This is a genomic window from Serratia rubidaea (assembly GCF_016026735.1).
Lineage (GTDB): Bacteria > Pseudomonadota > Gammaproteobacteria > Enterobacterales > Enterobacteriaceae > Serratia_B > Serratia_B rubidaea.
Map to the genome: position 1 here is coordinate 135,916 of NZ_CP065640.1, position 22,201 is coordinate 158,116.

Below are 22,201 nucleotides of genomic sequence, written 5' to 3' on the forward strand. Positions count from 1 at the left end.
GGAGCTCTGCGTGCCAAGCGTTAAGGAATGCCATGTCTGCCGCAACACATAATGTCAAAAAGGTGGCTGAACACCGTCAGCACATCCTGTCCCTGTTACTGAACAATAAAGCGCTGGTCGACGGTATTCTCGGCCGGCCGGATGACGATCGGCCGCTCAGCCGGCAGGCGTTGATGGACCAGACCGCCGAAATTCGCGCGCTGGTGGAAGAGATGCACGCCGCCGACCTCGCCGACCTGCTGGAGGCGCTGCCGCAGGATGAGCGTCTGGCGCTGTGGCGGCTGGTGGATCCGCCGCGCCGCGGCCAAACGCTGGTGGAAGTCGCCGAGCCGGTGTGGGACAGCCTGATCGAAGAGATGAGCGATAAAGACCTGCTCAGGGCGATTAAAACGCTGGATATCGACGAACAGGCCTATCTGGCGCAGTTCCTGCCGCGCAACCTGATGGGGCGCCTGCTGACCTCGCTGGAGCCGGAGCAGCGCGCGCAGGTGCGCGAGATGATGCACTACGGCAAAGAGACCGTCGGCTGGATGATGGACTTTGAGCTGGTCACGGTGCGGCCCGACGTGACGCTGGGCGCGGTGCACCGCTTTTTGCGCCAGCGTAAAACCATCCCGGACGCCACCGATAAAATCTTCGTCACCGACCGTAAAAACACCCTGCTCGGTGAGCTGCCGCTGACGGCGGTGCTGCTGAACGACCCGCAAACGCAGGTCGCCAGCGTGATGGACAGCGAACCCACCAGCTTCCAGCCGGAAGACAAGGCCGAGGCGGCGGCCGGCGCGTTTGAACGCTACGACCTGATCAGCGCCCCGGTGATCGACGCACAGGGCAAACTGATGGGGCGTCTGACCATCGAAGAGATCGTCGACGTGGTCAATGAAGAGAGCGACAACAACCTGCGCCGCATGGGGGGCCTGAGCCCGGAAGAGGACGTATTTGCGCCGGTCAGCAAGGCGGTAAAAACCCGCTGGGCGTGGCTGGCCATCAATCTGTGCACCGCCTTTATCGCCTCGCGGGTGATCGGCCTGTTTGAGCACACCATCTCGCAGCTGGTGGCGCTGGCCGCGCTGATGCCGATCGTCGCCGGCATCGGCGGTAATACCGGCAACCAGACCATTACCATGATCGTGCGCGCGCTGGCGCTGCACCAGATTGAAGAAGGCAATATTTCCCGCCTGCTGCTCAGAGAGCTGGGAGTGGCGATCATCAACGGCGTGGTCTGGGGCGGCATTATGGGGCTGGTGACCTATTTGCTGTACGATGACTGGGCGCTGGGCGGCGTGATGACGCTGGCGATGATCCTCAACCTGCTGGTCGCCGCGCTGATGGGCGTGGTGATCCCGATGGTGATGCTGAAGCTGGGGCGCGACCCGGCGGTCGGCTCCAGCGTGTTGATCACCGCCCTGACCGACACCGGCGGCTTTTTCATCTTCCTCGGCCTCGCCAGCCTGTTCCTGCTGTAACCTTCCGGGCCGGCCTGCGCCGGCCCGTCTGTTTATGCCTCCGGCTGCCAGCCGTCGTGATGCCACAGATGCAAGGTGGCGTAAGAGCGCCACGGCCGCCAGCGTTCGGCATAGCGCTCAATCTGCCGCGGCGTCATGCCGGCAAAGCGCTGCTTAATCAGGTAGTCGCCGCTCAGAAACACGTCCGGCCAGCTCCAGGCGCGCATCGCAATATAGTTCGCCGTCCAGTCGCCGATGCCCGGCAGCGCGGTCAGCGCCCGGATGCCCTGTTCAATATCCAGCACATTATCCAGCGCCAACCGCCCCTCTTCCAGCGCGCGCGCCAGAGCGATCAGCGCCGCGGCGCGCTTGAGCTGAATGCCGAGCGGCCGCAGCATCTCCGGCTGCAGCGCGGCAATCTGCCCGGCCTGCGGAAACACATAGGTAATACCGGCGTGCGGCTGCGCCAGCGGCGTCCCCCAGCGCTCCGCCATCCGCCCGGCGAATACCGCCGCCATTTTTACGCTGACCAGCTGCCCCAGCACCGCGCGCGTCGCCTGCTCAAAGCTGTTGACGCAGCCGGGCAGCCGCAGGCCGGGGTCGGTCACCAGCGAGCCTAACGCGGCGGCGATAATGTCCGGCGCCGCGTCCAGATCGAACAGCTGGCGTATCCGCCGCAGCACCTCGGTGGTCACCCGGCTCAGCGACGGCGCAATCTCCACCCGCACCCGGTCGCGCGCCGTTTCCGGCTGTACGCTGACCCAGCCCTGATGCGTCTCGCCGCCGAGCGTCACCGCCATCGAACGGTAATAGCGCCCGTCCTCGACGCTCTCCACGCCGCTGACCGCACGCGCCTGCAAAAAACTCAGCATGCGCGGCCAGTCGTACGGCGGGCGATAGCCCAGATGAAACACCAGCCCGCCGGCGGCGGCGCGCGTCTGCCGGCCGCTGCTGTCGCGCAGCGCCGACGGGCTCAGGCGATAGCGCTGCTTAAACAGCTCGTTAAAGCGCCGCAGGCTGCCGAACCCCGCGGCGAACGCCACCTCGCTGAGCGGCATATCGGTGTCCGCCAGCAGCCGCTTGGCCTGCAGCAGCCGGTGCGACTGCGCATAGTCGATGGGCGAAGCGCCGAACTGCTCGGCAAAAATGCGCCGCAGATGGCGATCGGAAATGCCCAGCCGCGCCGCCAGCGCCTCGCAGCCGTGCTCGGACAGGTAGCCCTGTTCAATCAATTGCACCGCCACCTGCGCATAGCGGTTGCCCAGATCGATCAGCGCCAGACCCGGCGCCAGCTCCGGCCGACACTTCAGGCAGGGGCGAAAGCCCGCCAGTTCGGCGGCGGCGGCGCTCGGGTAGAAGCTGCAGTTCTCGCTTTTCGGCGTGCGGGCGCTGCACACCGGCCGGCAGTAGATGCCGGTCGATGAAACGCCGACAAAGAAACGGCCGTCGAATTTGCGGTCTCGCGCGCTCAGCGCGGCATATAACGCCTGGTGTTCACTCATGGCTACGCTCGGTGTCAGTTTTTTCATCATTATGGCGCTCGGGCTGCGGACTGACGTGCGGAATTCGGACATCAAGATAGGCTTAGTTAAGCATCTCCTTACCGCCATCGCTAAAATTTTCGCCGTCCGGCACGCGCTGCATTGCCCGGACGCCCGCTCTCGGGTAAAGTCGCCCCCCTTCATTGGCATGGGGAACGAAAATGTTTATAGGATTTGACTACGGAACGGCCAACTGTTCCGTTGCGGTAATGCGGGAAAACGGCCCGGAACTGCTGGCGCTGGAAAACAACGAACCGTATCTGCCGTCGATGCTGTGCGCGCCGAGCCGCGAGGCGGTCAGCGAATGTCTGCACCGCCACTGGCAGGTGCCGACCGGCAGCGAAGAAAATCAGCAGCTGCTGCGCCGCGCCGTCAGCTTCAACCGCGAAGAGGATATTCCGGTCAACGCCGACAGCCTGCAGTTCGGCCTGCAGGCGCTGGCGCAGTACGTTGAGGACCCGGAAGAGGTGTACTTCGTCCGCTCGCCGAAATCATTCCTCGGCGCCAACGGGCTGAAGGCGCAGCAAATCGCGCTGTTTGAAGACCTGGTCTGCGCCATGATGTTCCATATCAAACGGCAGGCGGAAGGCGTGCTGCAGCAGCAGATCGAGCAGACGGTGATCGGCCGGCCGATCAACTTCCAGGGCACCGGCGGCGAAGAGGCCAACCGCCAGGCGCAGGGCATCCTGCTGCGCGCCGCCCAGCGCGCCGGTTTTAAACAGATTGAGTTCCAGTTTGAGCCGGTGGCCGCCGGTCTGGATTTTGAAGCCACGCTGCAAGAAGAGAAAACCGTGCTGGTGGTCGATATCGGCGGCGGCACCACCGACTGCTCGGTGCTGTTGATGGGGCCGCAGTGGCGCGACAGCGCCGAGCGCCAGCAGAGCCTGATCGGCCACAGCGGCTGCCGCGTCGGCGGCAACGATCTGGATATCATGCTGGCGTTCAAGCAGCTGATGCCGCTGTTCGGCATGGGCGGCGAAACTGAAAAAGGCATCGCCCTGCCGGCGCTGCCATACTGGAATGCGGTCGCCACCAACGACGTGCCGGCGCAGAATGAGTTTTACAGCAGCGCCAACGCCAGGCTGCTGAACGATCTGATCCGCGATGCGGCGGAGCCGGAAAAGGTGCGGCGTCTGCTGCAGGTGTATCGTCAGCGCCTGAGCTACCGGCTGGTGCGCGCGGCGGAAGAGAGTAAAATCGCCCTCTCCGGCGAGGAAACCACCCGCGTGCCGCTGGCGTTTGTCCAGCCGGAGCTGGCGGAAATCATCAGCCAGGGACAGCTGGCGGACGCAATCTCCCAGCCGCTGCAGCGTATTCAGGAGCAGGTCACCGCCGCGCTGGCCACCAGCCAGACGCAGCCGGACGTTATCTACCTGACCGGCGGCAGCGCCCGTTCGCCGCTGCTGCGCGCGGCGCTGCAGCAACAGCTGCCCGGCATTCCGATCGTCGGCGGCAATGATTTCGGCTCGGTCACCGCCGGGCTGGCGCGCTGGGCGCAGACGCTGTTCCGTTAACATCGCCCTCGGGCGCGACGCCAGCGTCGCGCCCCCTACAGAGGTAACCACGATGCCTGTCGTCACGCTGAATACCGAACGTTTACGTCTGCGCGCCTGGCGCGATGAGGATCTGCCCGCCTTCGCCGCGCTGAACGCCGACCCGCAGGTGATGCGTTACTTCCCCGCGCCGCTGTCGGCAGAGGCCAGCAGGGCGCAGGCCGCCACGTTCCGCCGGTTTATGCAGCAGCACGGCTGGGGATTATGGGCCGTCGAGCGGCCGGGCATCGCCCCCTTTATCGGCTTTGTCGGCCTGGCGCAGGTCGGCGACGACCTGCCGCTGGCCCCGTGCGTGGAGATCGGCTGGCGTCTGGCCGCCGCCCACTGGGGACAAGGCTTCGCCAGCGAAGCCGCGCGCGCGGCGCTGCATCATGCGTTTACCCAGCTGCAGCTGCCGGAAGTGGTGTCGTTTACCGCCACCGTCAATCTCCCCTCGCGCCGGGTGATGGAGCGCATCGGCATGCATTGCGCCGACGAGTATTTTGAGCATCCGCGCCTGCCGCCGGGCCACCGCCTGCGCAAACACATTGTGTACCGCCTGAGCCGGCAGCAGTGGCAGGCGCAGACGGGCTGACGGAGTTCGCTTTCAGCTTCATCAGCCCGGCCCGAATTTCCATCATCACATGACCAGCCCTCGCCCGGAAGGCGCTTCAGTAGCGCCACGCATCGGCAAAACCGGAGAAAACCGCGTACTCTTCATGGAAAACTGACGATTCCTCCATTTTTCCTCCATTTTTATCCCGGTCGCGGCCGGTAAACTAGTATCCTATAAGAAGTTGGCCTTTCGGCTTGTTGCCCGCCTTTGGAGTATTTTCATCGTCATGAATGCAAAACCTCAACGCCGCTCCCTGATCCTGCGCCTTGTCGTTCTCGCGCTGCTGGTTATCGCCGCCGTGTTGATTTGGCGACACTTCTTCGCCGCCGCCCCCGTTGAACCGCTGCCATCCGCCCGTCAGGCGGCCGGCAAACAGGCGAGTAACGGCGGCCGGCGCAAGATGCCGATGTCGCCGGTACAGGCGGCGACCGCCATGCAGCAGACCGTGCCGCGCTACCTGTCCGGCCTCGGCACCGCCAGCGCGGCGAATACCGTCACCGTCACCAGCCGGGTCGACGGGCAGCTGATGGCCATTCACTTCACCGAAGGCCAACAGGTGAAAGCCGGCGATCTGCTGGCGGAGATCGACCCGCGGCCGTTCCAGGTGCAGCTGACGCAGGCCGAAGGCCAGCTGGCGAAAGACCAGGCGACGCTGGCCAACGCCAGACAGGATTTGGCGCGCTATCAGCAGCTGGTGAAAACCAATCTGATCTCCCGCCAGGAGCTGGACGCGCAGCGGGCGCTGGTGCGCCAGACCGAAGGGGCGATCAAGGCCGACCAGGGCGCGGTGGACAGCGCCAAACTGCAGATCACCTACAGCCGCATCACCGCGCCGATCGACGGCCGCGTGGGGCTCAAGCAGGTTGACGTCGGCAACTACATCACCAGCGGCAGCAGCACGCCGCTGGTGGTGATCACCCAGACCCGGCCGATCGACGTGGTGTTTACCCTGCCGGAAGGCAATATCGCCGATCTGCTCAAAGCGCAGAAAGCCGGCGCGGTGGCGGTCGAAGCCTGGGACCGCACCAATTCACAGCAGTTGGCGACCGGCAGCCTGCTGAGTCTGGATAACCAGATCGATACCGCCACCGGCACCATCAAGCTCAAGGCGCGCTTTAACAATCAGGACGACGCGCTGTTCCCCAATCAGTTCGTCAACGCGCGGCTGAAGGTGGACACCCTGCACAACGCGGTGGTAATCCCGACCGCGGCGCTGCAGATGGACAATGAGGGCAACTTCGTCTGGACGCTGGGGGATGACAACACCGTCAGCAAACACCGCATCACTACCGGCGTGCAGGACAGCAGTCAGGTGGTGGTCACCGCCGGCCTGAGCGCCGGCGACCGGGTGGTCACCGACGGCATCGATCGTCTGACCGACGGCATTCAGGTTGAAGTGCTGACGCCGCAGGAAACGCCGGCGGCCGCAACGCCGCGCCGCCAGCCGCAAGTTCAGGGGAAATCCTGATGCAGCCGACGCCGCATAAGGCTAACGGCGGGCCGTCCCGCCTGTTTATCCTGCGTCCGGTCGCCACCACGCTCTTTATGGTGGCCATCCTGCTGGCGGGCATCATCGGCTACCGCGCGCTGCCGGTATCCGCCCTGCCGGAAGTGGATTACCCCACCATTCAGGTGGTGACGCTGTACCCCGGCGCCAGCCCTGACGTGGTGACCTCGGCGATCACCGCGCCGCTGGAGCGGCAGTTCGGCCAGATGTCCGGGCTGAAACAGATGTCGTCGCAAAGCTCCGGCGGCGCGTCGGTGGTGACGCTGCAGTTCCAGCTGGAGCTGCCGCTCGACGTGGCCGAACAGGAAGTGCAGGCGGCCATCAACTCGGCCAGCAACCTGCTGCCGAACGACCTGCCCTACCCGCCGATCTACAGCAAGGTCAACCCGGCCGACCCGCCGATCATGACGCTGGCGGTCACCTCCAGCGCCATGCCGATGACGCAGGTGGAAGATATGGTGGAAACCCGCGTCGCGCAGAAAATCTCGCAGGTCACCGGCGTCGGGCTGGTCACCCTGTCCGGCGGGCAGCGCCCGGCGGTGCGCGTCAAGCTGAACGCCGCGGCGGTGGCGGCCTACGGGCTGGACAGCGAAACGGTGCGCAGCGCCATCAGCAACGCCAACGTCAACTCCGCCAAAGGCAGCCTGGACGGCCCTACCCGCTCGGTCACGCTGTCGGCCAACGACCAGATGAAGTCCGCCGACGACTACCGCCAGCTGATCGTCGCCTACAAAGACGGCGCGGCGATCCGCCTGCGGGATATCGCCACCGTCGAACAGGGCGCCGAGAACAGCAAACTGGCGGCCTGGGCCAATAAGGATCAGGCCATCGTGCTGAATATTCAGCGCCAGCCGGGAGTGAACGTGATCACCACCGCCGACAGCATTCGCGAGATGCTGCCGACGCTGGTGAAAAGCCTGCCGAAATCGGTGGACGTGAAAGTGCTGACCGACCGCACCACCACCATCCGCGCCTCGGTCAGCGACGTGCAGTCCGAGCTGCTGCTGGCCATCGCGCTGGTGGTGATGGTGATTTACGTCTTCCTGCGCAACGTGCCGGCCACCATCATTCCCAGCGTGGCGGTGCCGCTGTCGCTGGTCGGCACCTTCGCCGCCATGTATTTCCTCGGTTTTTCCGTCAATAACCTGACGCTGATGGCGCTGACCATCGCCACCGGGTTTGTGGTCGATGACGCCATCGTGGTGATCGAAAATATCTCGCGCTATATCGAAAAAGGCGAGAAGCCGCTGGACGCCGCGCTGAAAGGCGCCGGCGAGATCGGCTTTACCATTATCTCCCTCACCTTCTCGCTGGTGGCGGTGCTGATCCCGCTGCTGTTTATGGGCGATATCGTCGGCCGCCTGTTCCGCGAGTTCGCCGTCACGCTGGCGGTGGCGATTCTGATCTCCGCCGTGGTGTCGCTGACGCTGACGCCGATGATGTGCGCGCGCATGCTGAGCCACGAGTCGCTGCGTAAACAGAACCGCTTCTCCGCCGCCAGCGAACGCTTTTTCGAACGGGTGATCGCCCGTTACGGCGTGTGGCTGAAAAGCGTGCTGAACCACCCGTGGCTGACGCTGGGGGTGGCGTGCGCCACGCTGGCGCTGACGGTGCTGCTGTACCTGTTGATCCCGAAAGGCTTCTTCCCGGTGCAGGACAACGGCATTATTCAGGGCACGCTGGAGGCGCCGCAGAGCGTCTCCTTCAGCAATATGGCCGAGCGTCAGCAGCAGGTCGCCGCGCAAATCCTCAAGGATCCGGCGGTCGAAAGCCTGACCTCCTTCGTCGGCATCGACGGCAGCAACGCCACGCTCAACAGCGGCCGGCTGCAGATCAACCTGAAGCCGCTCAGCGAGCGCAGCGAACGGATCCCGGCGGTAATCAGCCGCCTGCAGCAGCAAACGGCCAACATCCCCGGCGTGAAGCTCTACCTGCAGCCGGTGCAGGATCTGACCATCGACACCCAGGTGAGCCGCACCCAGTATCAGGTGACGCTGCAGGCGATGTCGCTGGATGAGCTGAGCCTGTGGGTGCCGCAGCTGATGAACGAACTGAAGCAGGCGCCGCAGCTGGCCGACGTCACCAGCGACTGGCTCGACCGCGGGCTGGTGGCCTACGTCAACGTCGACCGCGATTCGGCCGCGCGCCTCGGCGTCAGCATGAGCGATGTCGATAACGCGCTGTACAACGCCTTCGGCCAGCGGCTGATCTCCACCATCTACACCCAGGCCAACCAGTACCGCGTGGTGCTGGAGCACGACGTCAGCCAGACTCCGGGCCTGGCGGCGCTGGACGATATCCGGCTGGCCGGCAGCGACGGCGCCATGGTGCCGCTGCGCAGCATCGCCAGGGTGGAGGAGCGCTTCGGCCCGCTGTCGGTCAACCATCTCGACCAGTTCCCGTCGGCGACGGTGTCGTTTAACGTCGCCGACGGCTATTCGCTCGGCGAGGCGGTGGACGCCATTACCCAGGCGGAGGCGCGCCTCAACCTGCCGAAAGATATCAGCACCCGCTTCCAGGGCGCGACGCTGGCGTTCCAGGCGGCGCTCGGCAGCACGCTGTGGCTGATTCTGGCGGCGATCGTGGCGATGTATATCGTGCTCGGCGTGCTGTATGAAAGCTTTATCCACCCGGTAACCATCCTGTCGACGCTGCCGACCGCCGGCGTCGGCGCGCTGCTGGCGCTGATGATGGCCGGCAACGATCTGGACGTGATCGCCATCATCGGCATTATTTTGCTGATCGGCATCGTGAAGAAAAACGCCATCATGATGATCGACTTTGCGCTGGCGGCGGAGCGCGAACAGGGCATGACGCCGTACGACGCCATCTATCAGGCCTGCCTGCTGCGCTTTCGGCCGATCCTGATGACCACGCTGGCGGCGCTGCTCGGCGCGCTGCCGCTGATGCTCAGCACCGGCGTCGGCGCGGAGCTGCGTCAGCCGCTGGGGGTCTGCATGGTGGGCGGCCTGGTGATGAGCCAGATCCTGACGCTGTTCACCACCCCGGTGATCTACCTGCTGTTTGACAAACTGGCGCGCAACACCCGCCGCCGGCCGGACGCGCAGGAGCTGCCGTGAGATTCTTTGCGCTGTTTATTCATCGCCCGGTGGCCACCACCCTGCTGACGCTGGCGATCGCCATCGCCGGCGTGATGGGCTTTCGCCTGCTGCCGGTCTCGCCGCTGCCGCAGGTGGATTTCCCGGTGATCGTGGTCAGCGCCTCGCTGCCCGGCGCCTCGCCGGAGACCATGGCCTCGTCGGTGGCGACGCCGCTGGAGCGCGCGCTGGGGCGCATCGCCGGGGTGAATGAAATGACCTCGATGAGCTCGCTCGGCAGCAGCCGCGTGATTTTGCAGTTCGATCTGGATCGCGATATCAACGGCGCGGCGCGCGACGTGCAGGCGGCGATTAACGCGGCGCAGAGCCTGCTGCCGAGCGGCATGCCGAGCCGTCCCAGCTATCGCAAGGTCAACCCGTCCGACGCGCCGATCATGATCCTGACGCTGACCTCCGACACCTACAGTCAGGGGCAGCTGTATGATTTCGCCTCCACCCAGCTGGCGCAGCGCATCGCCCAGACCGAAGGGGTCGGCGACGTGTCGGTGGGCGGCAGCTCGCTGCCGGCGGTGCGGGTCGAGCTCAATCCCGGCGCGCTGTTCAATCAGGGGGTGTCGCTCGACAGCGTGCGCCAGGCCATCAGCAGCGCCAACGTGCGCAAGCCGCAGGGCGCGCTGGAAAATCCGCAGCAGCGCTGGCAACTGCAGACCAACGACGAGCTGAAAACCGCCGCCGACTATCAGCCGCTGATCGTTCACTACAACAACGGCTCGGCGGTGCGCCTCGGCGACGTGGCCGAGGTGAAAGACTCGGTGCAGAACGTGCGCAACGCCGGCATGACCAACGCCAAACCGGCGATCATCATGACCGTCAGCCGCGCGCCGGACGCCAATATTATCGCCACCATCGACCGCATCCGCGCCGAACTGCCGGACCTGCAGGAGAATATCCCGGCGTCGATCCAGCTGAATATCGCGCAGGATCGCTCGCCGACCATCCGCGCCTCGCTGGCGGAGGTGGAGCAGTCGCTGGCGATCGCCATCGCGCTGGTGATTCTGGTGGTGTTTATCTTCCTGCGCTCCGGCCGCGCCACGCTGATCCCGGCGGTGGCGGTGCCGGTGTCGCTGATCGGCACCTTCGCCGCCATGTACCTGTGCGGCTTCAGCCTGAACAACCTGTCGCTGATGGCGCTGACCGTCGCCACCGGCTTTGTGGTGGATGACGCCATCGTGGTGCTGGAGAATATCTCGCGCCACGTTGAAGCCGGCGTCAGGCCGATCAACGCCGCGTTACAGGGGGCCCGTGAGGTCGGCTTTACCGTGCTGTCGATGAGCGTGTCGCTGGTGGCGGTATTTATTCCGCTGCTGCTGATGGAGGGGTTGCCCGGCCGGCTGTTCCGCGAGTTCGCCGTCACGCTGTCGGTGTCCATCGGCCTGTCGCTGATTATCTCGCTGACGCTGACGCCGATGATGTGCGCCTATCTGCTGCGCCACCAGCCGGCGCGCGCCCAGCGCCGCACGCGCGGCTTCGGACGCCTGCTCAACGCGCTGCAGCAGGGCTACGGCCGTTCGCTCAACTGGGTGCTGGGCCATGCGCGCTGGGTGCTGGCGCTGTTTCTCGCCACCATCGCCCTCAACGTCTGGCTGTACGTCAGCATCCCGAAAACCTTTTTCCCCGAGCAGGACACCGGCCGGCTGATGGGCTTTATTCAGGCGGACCAGAGCATCTCCTTCCAGGCGATGCGCAGCAAGCTGGAAGACTTTATGAAAATCGTGCGTGAAGACCCGGACGTGGATAACGTCACCGGCTTTACCGGCGGTTCACGCACCAACTCCGGCTCGATGTTTATCTCGCTGAAGCCGCTCTCCGAACGCAGCAGCAGCGCCCAGCAGGTGATCGCCCGCCTGCGCGGCAAGCTGGCGAAAGAGCCGGGCGCCAACCTGTTCCTGATGGCGGTGCAGGATATCCGCGCCGGCGGCCGCCAGGCCAACGCCAGCTACCAGTACACGCTGCTGGCGGACGATCTCGGCGCGCTGCGCGAATGGGAGCCGAAGATCCGCGCCGCGCTGGCGAAACTGCCGGCGCTGGCGGACGTAAACTCCGATCAGCAGGACAAAGGCTCGGAGCTGGATCTGGTCTACGACCGCGAAACCATGGCGCGCCTCGGCATTTCCGTCAGCGACGCCAATAACCTGCTGAACAACGCCTTCGGTCAGCGGCAGATCTCCACCATCTATCAGCCGCTCAACCAGTACAAGGTGGTGATGGAAGTCGCGCCGCCGTATACCCAGGACGTCAGCGCGCTGGAGAAGATGTTTGTGATCAACAAAGAGGGCAAGGCCATCCCGCTCTCCTACTTCGCCAGCTGGCGGCCGGCCAACGCGCCGCTGTCGGTCAACCATCAGGGCCTGACGGCGGCGTCGACCATCTCGTTCAACCTGCCGGACGGCGGCAGCCTGTCCGACGCCACCGCGGCCATTGAGCGCGCGATGACCGGGCTCGGCGTACCGCCGACGGTGCGCGGCGCCTTCGCCGGCACTGCGCAGCTGTATCAGGAGACGCTGCGCTCGCAGCTGTTCCTGATCCTGGCGGCGATCGCCACGGTGTATATCGTGCTCGGCGTGCTGTATGAGAGCTATATTCACCCGCTGACCATTCTCTCCACCCTGCCCTCCGCCGGGGTGGGCGCGCTGCTGGCGCTGGAACTGTTCGGCGCGGCCTTCAGCCTGATTGCGCTGATCGGCATCATGCTGCTGATCGGCATCGTGAAAAAGAACGCCATCATGATGGTCGACTTTGCGCTCGACGCGCAGCGCCGCGGCGGCATCAGCGCGCGCGAGGCGATTTTCCAGGCCAGCCTGCTGCGCTTTAGGCCGATCATGATGACCACGCTGGCGGCGCTGTTCGGCGCGCTGCCGCTGGTAGTGACCAGCGGCGACGGCGCAGAGCTGCGTCAGCCGCTGGGGATCACCATCGCCGGCGGGCTGCTGATGAGCCAGCTGCTGACGCTGTACACCACGCCGGTGGTCTATCTCTATTTCGACCGCCTGCAGACGCGCCTGCGCCGCGGCAAGAAACTGCAGCCGCTGCCGGAGTAGCGCAGCGCCGTAAACCCAGAACCGCGCGCCAGACACGCGCAACGAGGATTGAATGAAAATAGGCATTACCGGCAAGCTGTTCCTGGCCATCTTCGCCACCTGTATGCTGGTGCTGCTCACCATGCACTGGGGCGTGCGCCTCAGCTTTGAACGCGGTTTTATCGACTACATCAAGCACAGCAACGAGCAGCGCATCGCCATGCTGAGCGACGCGCTGGAAGATCAGTACAGCCGCCACGGCAACTGGGCGTTTCTGCGCAACAACGATCGGGTGGTGTACCAGATTATGCGTTCGTTTGAGCAGAGCAGCGACAGCAGCCATAACCTGCCGCCGAAGGGCTGGCGCACGCAGTTTTGGGTGGTCGACAGCCAGTTCCGCCGTCTGGTGGGCCACAGCGGCCCGCTCCCCAAAGAGGGCACCCGGCAGCCGATCCGCTATAACAATCAGATCGTCGGCTGGGTGATCGCCACGCCGCCGGAGCGGCTGACGCGCAACGCCGACATCAACTTCGATCGTCAGCAGAAACGCACCAGCTGGCTGATTGCCGCGCTGTCGGCGCTGCTGGCCGCCGCCGCCACGCTGCTGATGTCGCGCGGCCTGCTGGCGCCGGTCAAGCGTCTGGTGGCCGGCACCCACCGGCTGGCGGCCGGCGATTTCAGCGCCCGCGTCGCGGTCAGCAGCCAGGATGAACTGGGGCGGCTGGCGCAGGACTTTAACCAGCTCGCCACCTCGCTGGAAAAAAACGAACGCATGCGCCGAGCGTTTATGGCCGACGTCTCCCACGAGCTGCGCACCCCGCTGGCGGTGCTGCGCGGCGAACTGGAGGCGCTGCAGGACGGCGTGCGCCAGCCGACGCCGGATTCGCTCGGCTCGCTGCAGGCGGAAGTCGCCACGCTGACCAAACTGGTGGATGATTTGCACCAGCTGTCGCTGTCCGACCTCGGCGCGCTGGCCTACCGCAAATCGCAGGTGGACTGCGTCCATCTGCTGCAGGTGTCGGTCGCCGCCTTCCGTGAGCGCTTCCACGCCAAGGGGCTGCAGATCGTCACCCACCTGCCGGAGCGCGCGCCGCTGTTCGGCGACCCGGATCGTCTCCACCAGCTGTTTAACAATCTGCTGGAAAACAGCCTGCGCTATACCGACGCCGGCGGCACGCTGGAGATCGGCGCCGAAGTGAAGCCCGGCAGCCTGCTGCTGTACTGGCAGGACAGCGCCCCCGGCGTGCATGACGATCAGCTGCCGCGCATCCTTGAACGCTTCTACCGCACCGAAGGCTCGCGCAACCGCGCCAGCGGCGGCTCCGGGCTGGGGCTGTCGATCTGCCAGAATATCGCTGAAGCCCACGGCGGACGCATTTATGCGCAGCACTCGCCTTTGGGCGGGGTGCGCATTGCGCTAGAATTCCCTTATCCCAGCTCCCCGGTAAAGAACAAGGCCCCCTGATGGAAACGCTCAACCAACCGTTACAGATCATGATCGTGGAAGACGAACCCAAACTGGGCCAGCTGCTGGTGGATTATCTGCAGGCCGCCGGTTACGCCACCCGCTGGCTGACCAACGGCAGCGAGGTGGTGCCGGCGGTGCAGCAGCAGCCGCCGGCGCTGATCCTGCTGGACCTGATGCTGCCGGGCAGCGACGGCCTGACGGTCTGCCGCGAGCTGCGCCGCTTCAGCGATATCCCCGTGATGATGGTGACGGCGAAAATCGAAGAGATCGACCGCCTGCTGGGGCTGGAGATCGGCGCGGACGACTACATCTGCAAGCCGTACAGCCCGCGGGAAGTGGTGGCGCGGGTGAAAACCATTTTGCGGCGCTGCCACCGCCCCGGCGAGCAGGGGCAGGACGACGCGCTGCTGCATATCGACGAGCCGCGCTTTCAGGCCAGCTATCAGGGCCAGATGCTGGATCTGACGCCGGCGGAGTTCCGCCTGCTGAAAACCCTGGCCAGCCAGCCGGGCAATGTGTTCTCGCGCGAGCAGCTGCTGAACAACCTCTACGACGACTACCGGGTGGTGACCGACCGCACCATCGACAGCCATATTAAAAACCTGCGCCGCAAGCTGGAGCTGCTCGACGGCGACAAGGCGTTTATCCGCTCCGTCTACGGCGTCGGCTACCGCTGGGAGGCCGAACCCTGCCGGCTGGTGAACGGCCTCTGAGCCGCGCGCGTCGCCGCCCTGCGTGTTTTGCACGACTTCAACGCTCCGACATTCAAGGCTTTGGCTACACTTAGTAGCAGCAGCTTTCAGCAGCGGCCCTGCGCCGCCGCTGAGAGACGGCGGCTACTCGTATGTCTGAACCTACAGGAGAAGGACCCATGGCAAACGGCCACTATGAATTAAAAAAATCCGGCAGCAACGGACAGTTTCACTTCACGTTAAAAGCCAGCAACGGCGAAATTATTCTTTCCAGCGAGATGTACACCAGCAAGGCGTCGGCGGAAAACGGCATCGCCTCGGTGCAGACCAACTCTCCGCATGAAGCGCAGTATGAAAGCAAAGTCAGCAGCAACGGCAAACCCTACTTCGTGCTGAAGGCCAAAAACCATCAGGTGATCGGCACCAGCCAGATGTACAGCTCCGACAGCGCCGCGAAAAACGGCATTCAGTCGGTGATTAAAAACGGCCCGACCACCGACGTGCGCGACCTCAGCGCCGGCTGATTTCCCCCGCGCAGCGTCCGCGCTGCGCGTCTCACCATGATATAAATCAATTCCCCCGAAAAAACTCCGGTTACTTGCTGATTTCCGCGCGCACTGTCGCTACAATCCCCGCTTTCGTCGCGCCATCAGGTGGCGCGCCGCTGACTTGAAATCAGATTGAGAATCACTATGTTTACACCGGAACTCCTCTCCCCGGCCGGCACGCTGAAAAATATGCGTTACGCCTTCGCCTACGGCGCCGATGCGGTTTACGCCGGCCAGCCGCGCTACAGCCTGCGGGTGCGCAATAACGAATTCAACCACGAGAACCTGGCGCAGGGCATCAACGAGGCGCACGCGCTGGGCAAAAAATTCTATGTGGTGGTCAACATCGCACCGCATAACGCCAAACTGAAAACCTTCCTGCGCGACCTGAAGCCGGTGGTGGATATGGGCCCGGACGCGCTGATCATGTCCGACCCCGGCCTGATTATGCTGGTGCGCGAGGCCTTCCCGCAGATGGCGATCCACCTGTCGGTGCAGGCCAACGCGGTGAACTGGGCCACGGTGAAGTTCTGGCATCAGATGGGGCTGACGCGCGTCATCCTGTCGCGCGAGCTGTCGCTGGATGAAATCGCCGAAATCCGCAGCCAGGTGCCGGAGATGGAGCTGGAAGTCTTCGTGCACGGCGCGCTGTGCATGGCCTACTCCGGCCGCTGCCTGCTGTCCGGCTATATCAACAAGCGCGACCCGAATCAGGGCACCTGCACCAACGCCTGCCGCTGGCAGTACAAGGCCGAAGAGGGCAAAGAGGACGACGCCGGCAACATCGTGCATCTGCATGAGCCGATTGCGGTGCAGACCGTGGAGCCGACGCTCGGCATCGGCGCGCCGACCGACAAGGTGTTTATGCTGTCCGAAGCACAGAAGCCGGGCGAATATATGAGCGCCTTCGAAGACGAGCACGGCACCTACATCATGAACTCCAAGGATCTGCGCGCCATTCAGCACGTGGAGCGTCTGACGCAGCTCGGCGTGCATTCGCTGAAAATTGAAGGGCGCACCAAGTCCTTCTACTACTGCGCCCGCACCGCGCAGGTCTACCGTCGCGCCATCGACGACGCCGCCGCCGGTAAACCGTTCGACGCCAGCCTGCTCACCACGCTGGAGGGCCTGGCGCACCGCGGCTATACCGAGGGTTTCCTGCGCCGCCACACCCACGACGCGCATCAGAACTACGACTACGGCTCTTCCGTTTCCGAGCGGCAGCAGTTCGTCGGCGAGTTCACCGGCGTACACCGCGACGGCTGGGCGGAGGTTGATGTGAAAAACAAATTCTCCTGCGGCGACAGCGTGGAGCTGATGACGCCGGGCGGCAACATCCAGTTTACGCTGGCGGAGATGCGCAATAAAAAAGACGAGGCGATAACGGTGGCGCCGGGCAACGGCCACCTGGTGTATCTGCCGATCCCGCCGGACGTCGACCTCAGCTACGCCCTGCTGATTCGTAATTTACCGCAGGCAAACGACGCAGCGGAAAAATAACGCGCGCGAAACGCCAACGTTGAATGGCAATATCCCCTCCATTTGCGGGAAAAATCCTAAACTGGAGGGGAGGCGCACAAAATAAAAGTCAGACATGTGCAAATATTAGAATTGGATCACACCAATCGGCGGAAAAATTCGTTACTATCAAACCGCTAAAATAAAGAACGAGAATATTTGCATAGCAATACTAGGAACCACCTCCTTGGCCGGCCCAATCTCCCTTGGGCTGGCTTTTTCTTTTGTGCCCGCCGCGACGTTTAATATCACGCTTTCTTTTATTCACTTTTTATATTTATTACTAAAACCATCGGCAGTAAAAATATATATACAGGCATGATTAAGTAATATATCGCCCACGCTTTTATAACGCATCAAAAACAATATCCCAGCAACGCACAATAAAACCGGAAAATGCGTTTTACTATGCGATATCCTTAACTGAATATTCTTATGGCTTCCGTATTGCCGGTAGTCTATCGTTGATAACCAACGGATTTCAGCAAGGCAGGACAACAGAGATGAGTCAACACGCGCCAACATTACTAATCATTAACGGTAAAGGCGCCGGCGATGAGCTGGTGCGCGCCGCGGTGCAAAAACTACGGGCCGCAGGCGATATTCTGCACGTACGCGTCACCTGGGAAGGCGGCGACGCCGCCCGCTACGTGAAAGAGGCGCTGCAGCTGGGCGTCGGCACGCTGATCGCCGGCGGCGGCGACGGCACCATCAACGAAGTGGCCGCGGCGCTGGCGCAGGTGCCGGCCGGACAGCGTCCGGTTCTCGGCATTCTGCCGCTCGGCACCGCCAACGACTTCGCCACCGCCTGTAATATCCCGCTGGTGCCGGAACAGGCGCTGAATCTGGCGATTAAAGGACGCGCGGTGCCGATCGACCTGGCCTGCGTCAACGGCGAACGTTATTTTATCAATATGGCCACCGGCGGCTTCGGCACGCGCATCACCACCGAAACGCCGGAAAAGCTCAAGGCGGCGCTGGGCGGCGTCTCCTACTTTATCCACGGCCTGCTGCGCATGGAGAGCCTGAAGGCCGACCGCTGTGAAATCCGCGGGCCGGACTTCACCTGGCGCGGCGAGGCGCTGGTGATCGGCATCGGCAACGGCAAACAGGCCGGCGGCGGCCAGCAGCTGTGCCCGGATGCGCTGATCAACGACGGCCTGCTGCAGCTGCGCCTGCTGATCGCCGGCGAACTGCTGCCGGCGCTGGTCGCCAGCCTGTTCAACGAGGACGACAACAAGAACATCATCAGCGCCGCGCTGCCCTGGCTGGAGATCGACGCGCCGCATGAGATGACCTTTAACCTCGACGGCGAGCCGCTGAAAGGTAAACATTTCCGCATTGAGGTGCTGCCGGACGCCATCCTGTGCCGCCTGCCGCCTAACTGCCAGCTGCTCGGCTAACCCTCCTCTGAAGGGCGATCTGCTTCGCCCTTCCCCCCTTTTTACACTGTATCCGCACCGCGATGAAATGTGATCGCCGCCCGCAAAATGCGCAATTCATACTTGTATGGTAGTTAGTTCATGGCATATGTTCGCCCATCATACAGCCTGAATAACGGAAAGCGCACGCGATGAAAATTATCAATGCCGAAGTGTTTGTCACCTGCCCCGGCAGGAATTTCGTCACCCTGAAAATCACTACCGACGCGGGGATTACCGGGCTGGGAGACGCCACGCTCAACGGCCGCGAATTGTCGGTCGCCTCCTATCTGCGCGACCACCTGTGCCCGCAGCTGATCGGCCGCGATGCGCAGCGGATCGAAGATATCTGGCAGTTCTTCTACAAGGGCGCCTACTGGCGCCGCGGCCCGGTGACCATGTCGGCCATTTCCGCCATCGATATGGCGCTGTGGGACATCAAGGCCAAGGCGGCCGGGATGCCGCTGTACCAGCTGCTCGGCGGCGCGTCGCGCAGCGGCGTGATGGTCTATTGCCACACCACCGGCCACAGCATCGACGAAGTGCTGGACGACTACGCCCGTCACCAGGAAATGGGCTTTAAGGCGATCCGCGTACAGTGCGGCGTGCCGGGCATGAAAACCACCTACGGCATGGCGAAAGGCAAAGGCCAGGCCTATGAGCCGGCCACTAAGGGCCACTGGCCGGAAGAGCAGCTGTGGTCGACGGAGAAATACCTCGACTTCACCCCGAAGCTGTTCGAGGCGGTGCGCGACAGATTTGGCTTCGACCAACACCTGCTGCACGACATGCACCACCGCCTGACGCCGATCGAGGCCGCCCGCTTCGGCAAAAGCGTCGAGCCTTACCGCCTGTTCTGGATGGAAGATCCGACGCCGGCGGAAAATCAGGCCTGTTTCCGGCTGATCCGTCAGCACACCGTAACGCCGATCGCCGTCGGCGAAGTGTTTAACAGCATCTGGGACTGCAAGCAGCTGATTGAAGAGCAGCTGATCGACTATATCCGCACCACGCTCACCCACGCCGGCGGCATCACCGGCATGCGGCGCATCGCCGATTTCGCCTCGCTGTATCAGGTGCGCACCGGTTCGCACGGCCCTTCCGACCTGTCGCCGGTCTGCATGGCGGCGGCGCTGCACTTTGACCTGTGGGTGCCGAACTTCGGCGTGCAGGAGTATATGGGCTATTCGGCGCAGATGCTGGAGGTGTTCCCCCACAGCTGGCGCTTCGACAACGGCTATATGCACCCGGGCGACCAGCCGGGCATCGGCATTGAATTCGACGAAAAGCTGGCGGCCAAATACCCCTACGATCCGGCCTATCTGCCGGTCGCACGGCTGGAAGACGGCACCCTGTGGAACTGGTAACGGAGAGCATCAGCATGAAAAGCGTAGTGATTGAACAGCCGGGCCGCCTGACGCTGGCCCAGCGCCCGCTGCCGCAGCCCGCCGACGACGAAGTGCGGGTCAGGGTCAGGCTCGCCGGCATCTGCGGTTCCGACGTACATATCTATCACGGCCATAACCCGTTCGCCCGCTATCCGCGGGTCATCGGCCACGAGTTCTGCGGCGTGATTGACGCCGTCGGCGCAAACGTCGATGCCGCCCGCATCGGCGAGCGCGTGACGGTTGATCCGGTGGTCAGCTGCGGCCACTGCTACCCCTGCTCGGTCGGCCGGCCGAACGTCTGCCATCAGCTGCAGGTGATCGGCGTCCACCGCGACGGCGGCTTCAGCGATTTCAGCTGCGTGCCGGCCGCCAACGCCTACCGCATCCCCGACGCGCTCAGCGATCGGCAGGCGGCAATGGTGGAACCGTTCACCATCGCCGCCAATATCACCGCCCACCTGCAGCCGACCGCACGCGACGTGGCGCTGATCTACGGCGCGGGGCCGATGGGGCTGACGGCTATTCAGGTGCTGAAAGGCGTGTACGGCGTCCGTCAGGTGATTGTCGCCGACCGCATCGCCGCGCGGCTGGAAATGGCGTTCGCCAACGGCGCCGACGAGGTGGTCGATAACCAGCAGACACCGCTGGCGGAGGTGCTGGCGCAGCGCGGTATCCGCCCGACGCTGATTATCGACGCCGCCTGCCACCCCGATATTCTGCCGCAGGCCATCGAGCTGGCGTCGCCGGCGGCGCGCATCGGCATTATGGGGTTTTCCGCCGAGCCGTGCGTAATCAACCAGCAGAGCATCACCGCTAAAGAGCTGTCGATCTTCTCCTCGCGCCTCAACAGCGCCCGCTTCCCGCAGGTGATTGACTGGATGGCCGAGGGGCGTATCGCGCCGGAGCGGCTGATCACCCACAGCGTGGCGGCAGACGACGTAGAAGCGGCGCTGCACCTGTTTGAACACGGTCGCCAAACCTGCTGCAAGGTACTGCTGCAGTTCGGCTGATAATGCCCGACATACCGAAATGGACCACAACGCACACGATTAAAACGACACCAAGTGGAGTGTTTGCCATGGTTAAGAACTTACGCTGGACCCTCGTACTCCTGCTGTTTCTGGTCTACATGATCAACTATCTCGATCGGGTGGCGCTGTCGATCACCGTGCCGATGATCGAGCAGGATCTGCTGCTCAACGCCGAACAGTTCGGCATCATCTTCGGCAGCTTTTTCTTCGGCTACGCGATCTTCAACTTCGTCGGCGGCCTGGCGGTGGACAGGTTCGGCCCGACGCTGGTGATGGGGCTGGCGGTCGGGCTGTGGTCCATCTTCTGCGGCATGACGGCGTTCGCCAACGGCTTTTACTCAATGCTGATCCTGCGCGTGCTGTTCGGCATGGCGGAAGGCCCGATCTGCGCCTCCGCCAACAAGATGATCAACGGCTGGTTCCCGAAGAAGCAGGCGGCGACCGCCATGGGACTGCTCAGCGCCGGCTCGCCGCTGGGCGGCGCGGTAGCGGGGCCGATCGTCGGCTATCTGGCGCTGGCGTTCGGCTGGCGGCCGGCGTTTCTGATTATCTGTTCGGTCGGCATCGTCTGGATGCTGGTCTGGTTCTTTATCGCGGCGGACAGCCCGGAGAAAAGCAAACGCGTCAGTGAGGAAGAGCGGGCGCTGGTCAACGCGCAGAAAGCCGCAGCCCACCACCCGGAAGAGGCGCTCAGCGCCGACGCGCATGGTCTGGGCTACTACCTGAAACAGCCGATCATTCTGGCGACCGCCTTCGCCTTCTTCTGCTACAACTACATCCTGTTTTTCTTCCTCAGCTGGTTCCCCGCCTATCTGGTGCAGGCGCATGGCCTGAATATCAAAGAGATGAGCCTGACCACGGTGATCCCGTGGATCGTCGGCTTTGTCGGCCTGGCGCTCGGCGGCTACATTTCCGACAAGATCTTCAACATCACCGGCAAGCTGCTGCTGTCGCGCAAGATTGTGCTGGTGGTCAGCCTGCTGGCCGCCGCCGCGTGCGTAGCGCTGGCGGGCACCGTCAGCAGCGTGATGCCGGCGGTGCTGCTGATGTCGGTGTCGATCTTCTTCCTGTATATCACCGGCGCCATCTACTGGGCGATCATCCAGGACGTGGTGCATGCCTCCCGCGTCGGCGGCGCCAGCGGCTTTATTCATCTGGTCGGCAGCGTCTCCGGCATCGTCGGCCCGATCGTCACCGGCTACATCGTGCAGCACACCGGCAAGTTCGACAGCGCCTTTGTTCTGGCCGGCGGCATCGCCGCGCTCGGCGCGCTGCTGGTGCTGCTGGTGGTGCGCGCGCCGCGCCCGCTGGCGCAGCCGCACACCTTAAAACCTTAAAAAAGAGAACGGCGCCCCGCA

General features: G+C 63.8%; 15 protein-coding genes. 14 read left to right on the forward strand and 1 reads right to left on the reverse strand.

The window, feature by feature from the left end:
- Nucleotides 1–32 precede the first annotated feature (32 nt).
- Entirely contained in the window at nucleotides 33–1,466 is a 1,434-nt protein-coding gene (gene mgtE, locus I6G83_RS00640; RefSeq protein WP_054305318.1) for a magnesium transporter, read from the forward strand.
- A gap of 32 nt (nucleotides 1,467–1,498) precedes the next feature.
- Here the strand turns inward: mgtE and alkA are convergent, their stop codons facing one another.
- Nucleotides 1,499–2,977: a DNA-3-methyladenine glycosylase 2 gene (alkA, locus tag I6G83_RS00645; RefSeq protein ID WP_054305325.1), complete on the reverse strand. Its 1,479-nt coding sequence runs from the start codon at nucleotides 2,975–2,977 to the stop codon at nucleotides 1,499–1,501.
- 170 nt (nucleotides 2,978–3,147) lie between these two features.
- Here alkA and yegD point away from each other — a divergent pair, with 170 nt between their 5' ends.
- The 13 genes from yegD to I6G83_RS00710 all read left to right on the forward strand — a co-directional run bounded on the left by yegD (nucleotide 3,148) and on the right by I6G83_RS00710 (nucleotide 22,180).
- Nucleotides 3,148–4,500 carry a molecular chaperone gene (gene yegD / locus I6G83_RS00650; protein WP_015673359.1) on the forward strand — a complete coding sequence of 451 codons (1,353 nt, stop codon included), beginning with the start codon at nucleotides 3,148–3,150 and terminating at the stop codon, nucleotides 4,498–4,500.
- Nucleotides 4,501–4,552: 52 nt separating this feature from the next.
- Entirely contained in the window at nucleotides 4,553–5,113 is a 561-nt protein-coding gene (locus tag I6G83_RS00655) for a GNAT family N-acetyltransferase (protein WP_054305317.1), read from the forward strand.
- A 247-nt stretch (nucleotides 5,114–5,360) separates the two neighbouring features.
- Nucleotides 5,361–6,602, forward strand: coding sequence for an MdtA/MuxA family multidrug efflux RND transporter periplasmic adaptor subunit (locus I6G83_RS00660; RefSeq protein ID WP_054305316.1), 1,242 nt, complete (start codon nucleotides 5,361–5,363; stop codon nucleotides 6,600–6,602).
- Nucleotides 6,602–9,721 (forward strand): MdtB/MuxB family multidrug efflux RND transporter permease subunit, encoded by a 3,120-nt coding sequence (locus I6G83_RS00665; RefSeq protein ID WP_015673362.1) that lies wholly within the window; start codon nucleotides 6,602–6,604, stop codon nucleotides 9,719–9,721. Before I6G83_RS00660 ends, I6G83_RS00665 begins: the two co-directional genes overlap by 1 nt.
- The gene (gene mdtC / locus I6G83_RS00670; RefSeq protein ID WP_054305315.1) at nucleotides 9,718–12,798 is read left to right on the forward strand and encodes a multidrug efflux RND transporter permease subunit MdtC; all 3,081 of its coding nucleotides are present in this window, start codon (nucleotides 9,718–9,720) and stop codon (nucleotides 12,796–12,798) included. The genes I6G83_RS00665 and mdtC overlap by 4 nt, the downstream gene beginning before the upstream one ends.
- A gap of 52 nt (nucleotides 12,799–12,850) precedes the next feature.
- Nucleotides 12,851–14,242 carry an envelope stress sensor histidine kinase BaeS gene (gene baeS / locus I6G83_RS00675; RefSeq protein WP_054305314.1) on the forward strand — a complete coding sequence of 464 codons (1,392 nt, stop codon included), beginning with the start codon at nucleotides 12,851–12,853 and terminating at the stop codon, nucleotides 14,240–14,242.
- Nucleotides 14,242–14,958, forward strand: coding sequence for an envelope stress response regulator BaeR (gene baeR / locus I6G83_RS00680; protein ID WP_054305313.1), 717 nt, complete (start codon nucleotides 14,242–14,244; stop codon nucleotides 14,956–14,958). Before baeS ends, baeR begins: the two co-directional genes overlap by 1 nt.
- Nucleotides 14,959–15,116: 158 nt before the next feature.
- On the forward strand, nucleotides 15,117–15,461 hold the full coding sequence (locus tag I6G83_RS00685) for a YegP family protein (protein WP_054305312.1): 345 nt from the start codon (nucleotides 15,117–15,119) through the stop codon (nucleotides 15,459–15,461).
- A 168-nt stretch (nucleotides 15,462–15,629) separates the two neighbouring features.
- Nucleotides 15,630–16,985: a prephenate-dependent tRNA uridine(34) hydroxylase TrhP gene (gene trhP / locus I6G83_RS00690; protein WP_054305311.1), complete on the forward strand. Its 1,356-nt coding sequence runs from the start codon at nucleotides 15,630–15,632 to the stop codon at nucleotides 16,983–16,985.
- A 521-nt stretch (nucleotides 16,986–17,506) separates the two neighbouring features.
- On the forward strand, nucleotides 17,507–18,406 hold the full coding sequence (gene yegS / locus I6G83_RS00695; RefSeq protein ID WP_054305310.1) for a lipid kinase YegS: 900 nt from the start codon (nucleotides 17,507–17,509) through the stop codon (nucleotides 18,404–18,406).
- A gap of 170 nt (nucleotides 18,407–18,576) precedes the next feature.
- A complete protein-coding gene (gene manD / locus I6G83_RS00700; protein WP_015673369.1) occupies nucleotides 18,577–19,791 on the forward strand; it encodes a D-mannonate dehydratase ManD in 1,215 nt (404 codons plus the stop codon).
- A gap of 14 nt (nucleotides 19,792–19,805) precedes the next feature.
- The gene (locus I6G83_RS00705; protein WP_054305309.1) at nucleotides 19,806–20,822 is read left to right on the forward strand and encodes a Zn-dependent oxidoreductase; all 1,017 of its coding nucleotides are present in this window, start codon (nucleotides 19,806–19,808) and stop codon (nucleotides 20,820–20,822) included.
- Nucleotides 20,823–20,890: 68 nt separating this feature from the next.
- Nucleotides 20,891–22,180, forward strand: a complete 1,290-nt coding sequence (locus I6G83_RS00710; protein WP_054305308.1) for an MFS transporter — start codon at nucleotides 20,891–20,893, stop codon at nucleotides 22,178–22,180.
- The last annotated feature ends 21 nt before the right edge of the window (nucleotides 22,181–22,201 follow it).

Coding starts and splice junctions, on each gene's coding strand:
- I6G83_RS00660 (WP_054305316.1), top strand. CDS start 5,361: ATGAATGCAAAACCTCAACGCCGCTCCCTGATCCTGCGCCTTGTCGTT.
- mgtE (WP_054305318.1), top strand. CDS start 33: ATGTCTGCCGCAACACATAATGTCAAAAAGGTGGCTGAACACCGTCAG.
- trhP (WP_054305311.1), top strand. CDS start 15,630: ATGTTTACACCGGAACTCCTCTCCCCGGCCGGCACGCTGAAAAATATG.
- I6G83_RS00710 (WP_054305308.1), top strand. CDS start 20,891: ATGGTTAAGAACTTACGCTGGACCCTCGTACTCCTGCTGTTTCTGGTC.
- I6G83_RS00665 (WP_015673362.1), top strand. CDS start 6,602: ATGCAGCCGACGCCGCATAAGGCTAACGGCGGGCCGTCCCGCCTGTTT.
- baeS (WP_054305314.1), top strand. CDS start 12,851: ATGAAAATAGGCATTACCGGCAAGCTGTTCCTGGCCATCTTCGCCACC.
- alkA (WP_054305325.1), bottom strand. CDS start 2,977: ATGATGAAAAAACTGACACCGAGCGTAGCCATGAGTGAACACCAGGCG.
- baeR (WP_054305313.1), top strand. CDS start 14,242: ATGGAAACGCTCAACCAACCGTTACAGATCATGATCGTGGAAGACGAA.
- yegD (WP_015673359.1), top strand. CDS start 3,148: ATGTTTATAGGATTTGACTACGGAACGGCCAACTGTTCCGTTGCGGTA.
- I6G83_RS00685 (WP_054305312.1), top strand. CDS start 15,117: ATGGCAAACGGCCACTATGAATTAAAAAAATCCGGCAGCAACGGACAG.
- I6G83_RS00705 (WP_054305309.1), top strand. CDS start 19,806: ATGAAAAGCGTAGTGATTGAACAGCCGGGCCGCCTGACGCTGGCCCAG.
- manD (WP_015673369.1), top strand. CDS start 18,577: ATGAAAATTATCAATGCCGAAGTGTTTGTCACCTGCCCCGGCAGGAAT.
- yegS (WP_054305310.1), top strand. CDS start 17,507: ATGAGTCAACACGCGCCAACATTACTAATCATTAACGGTAAAGGCGCC.
- I6G83_RS00655 (WP_054305317.1), top strand. CDS start 4,553: ATGCCTGTCGTCACGCTGAATACCGAACGTTTACGTCTGCGCGCCTGG.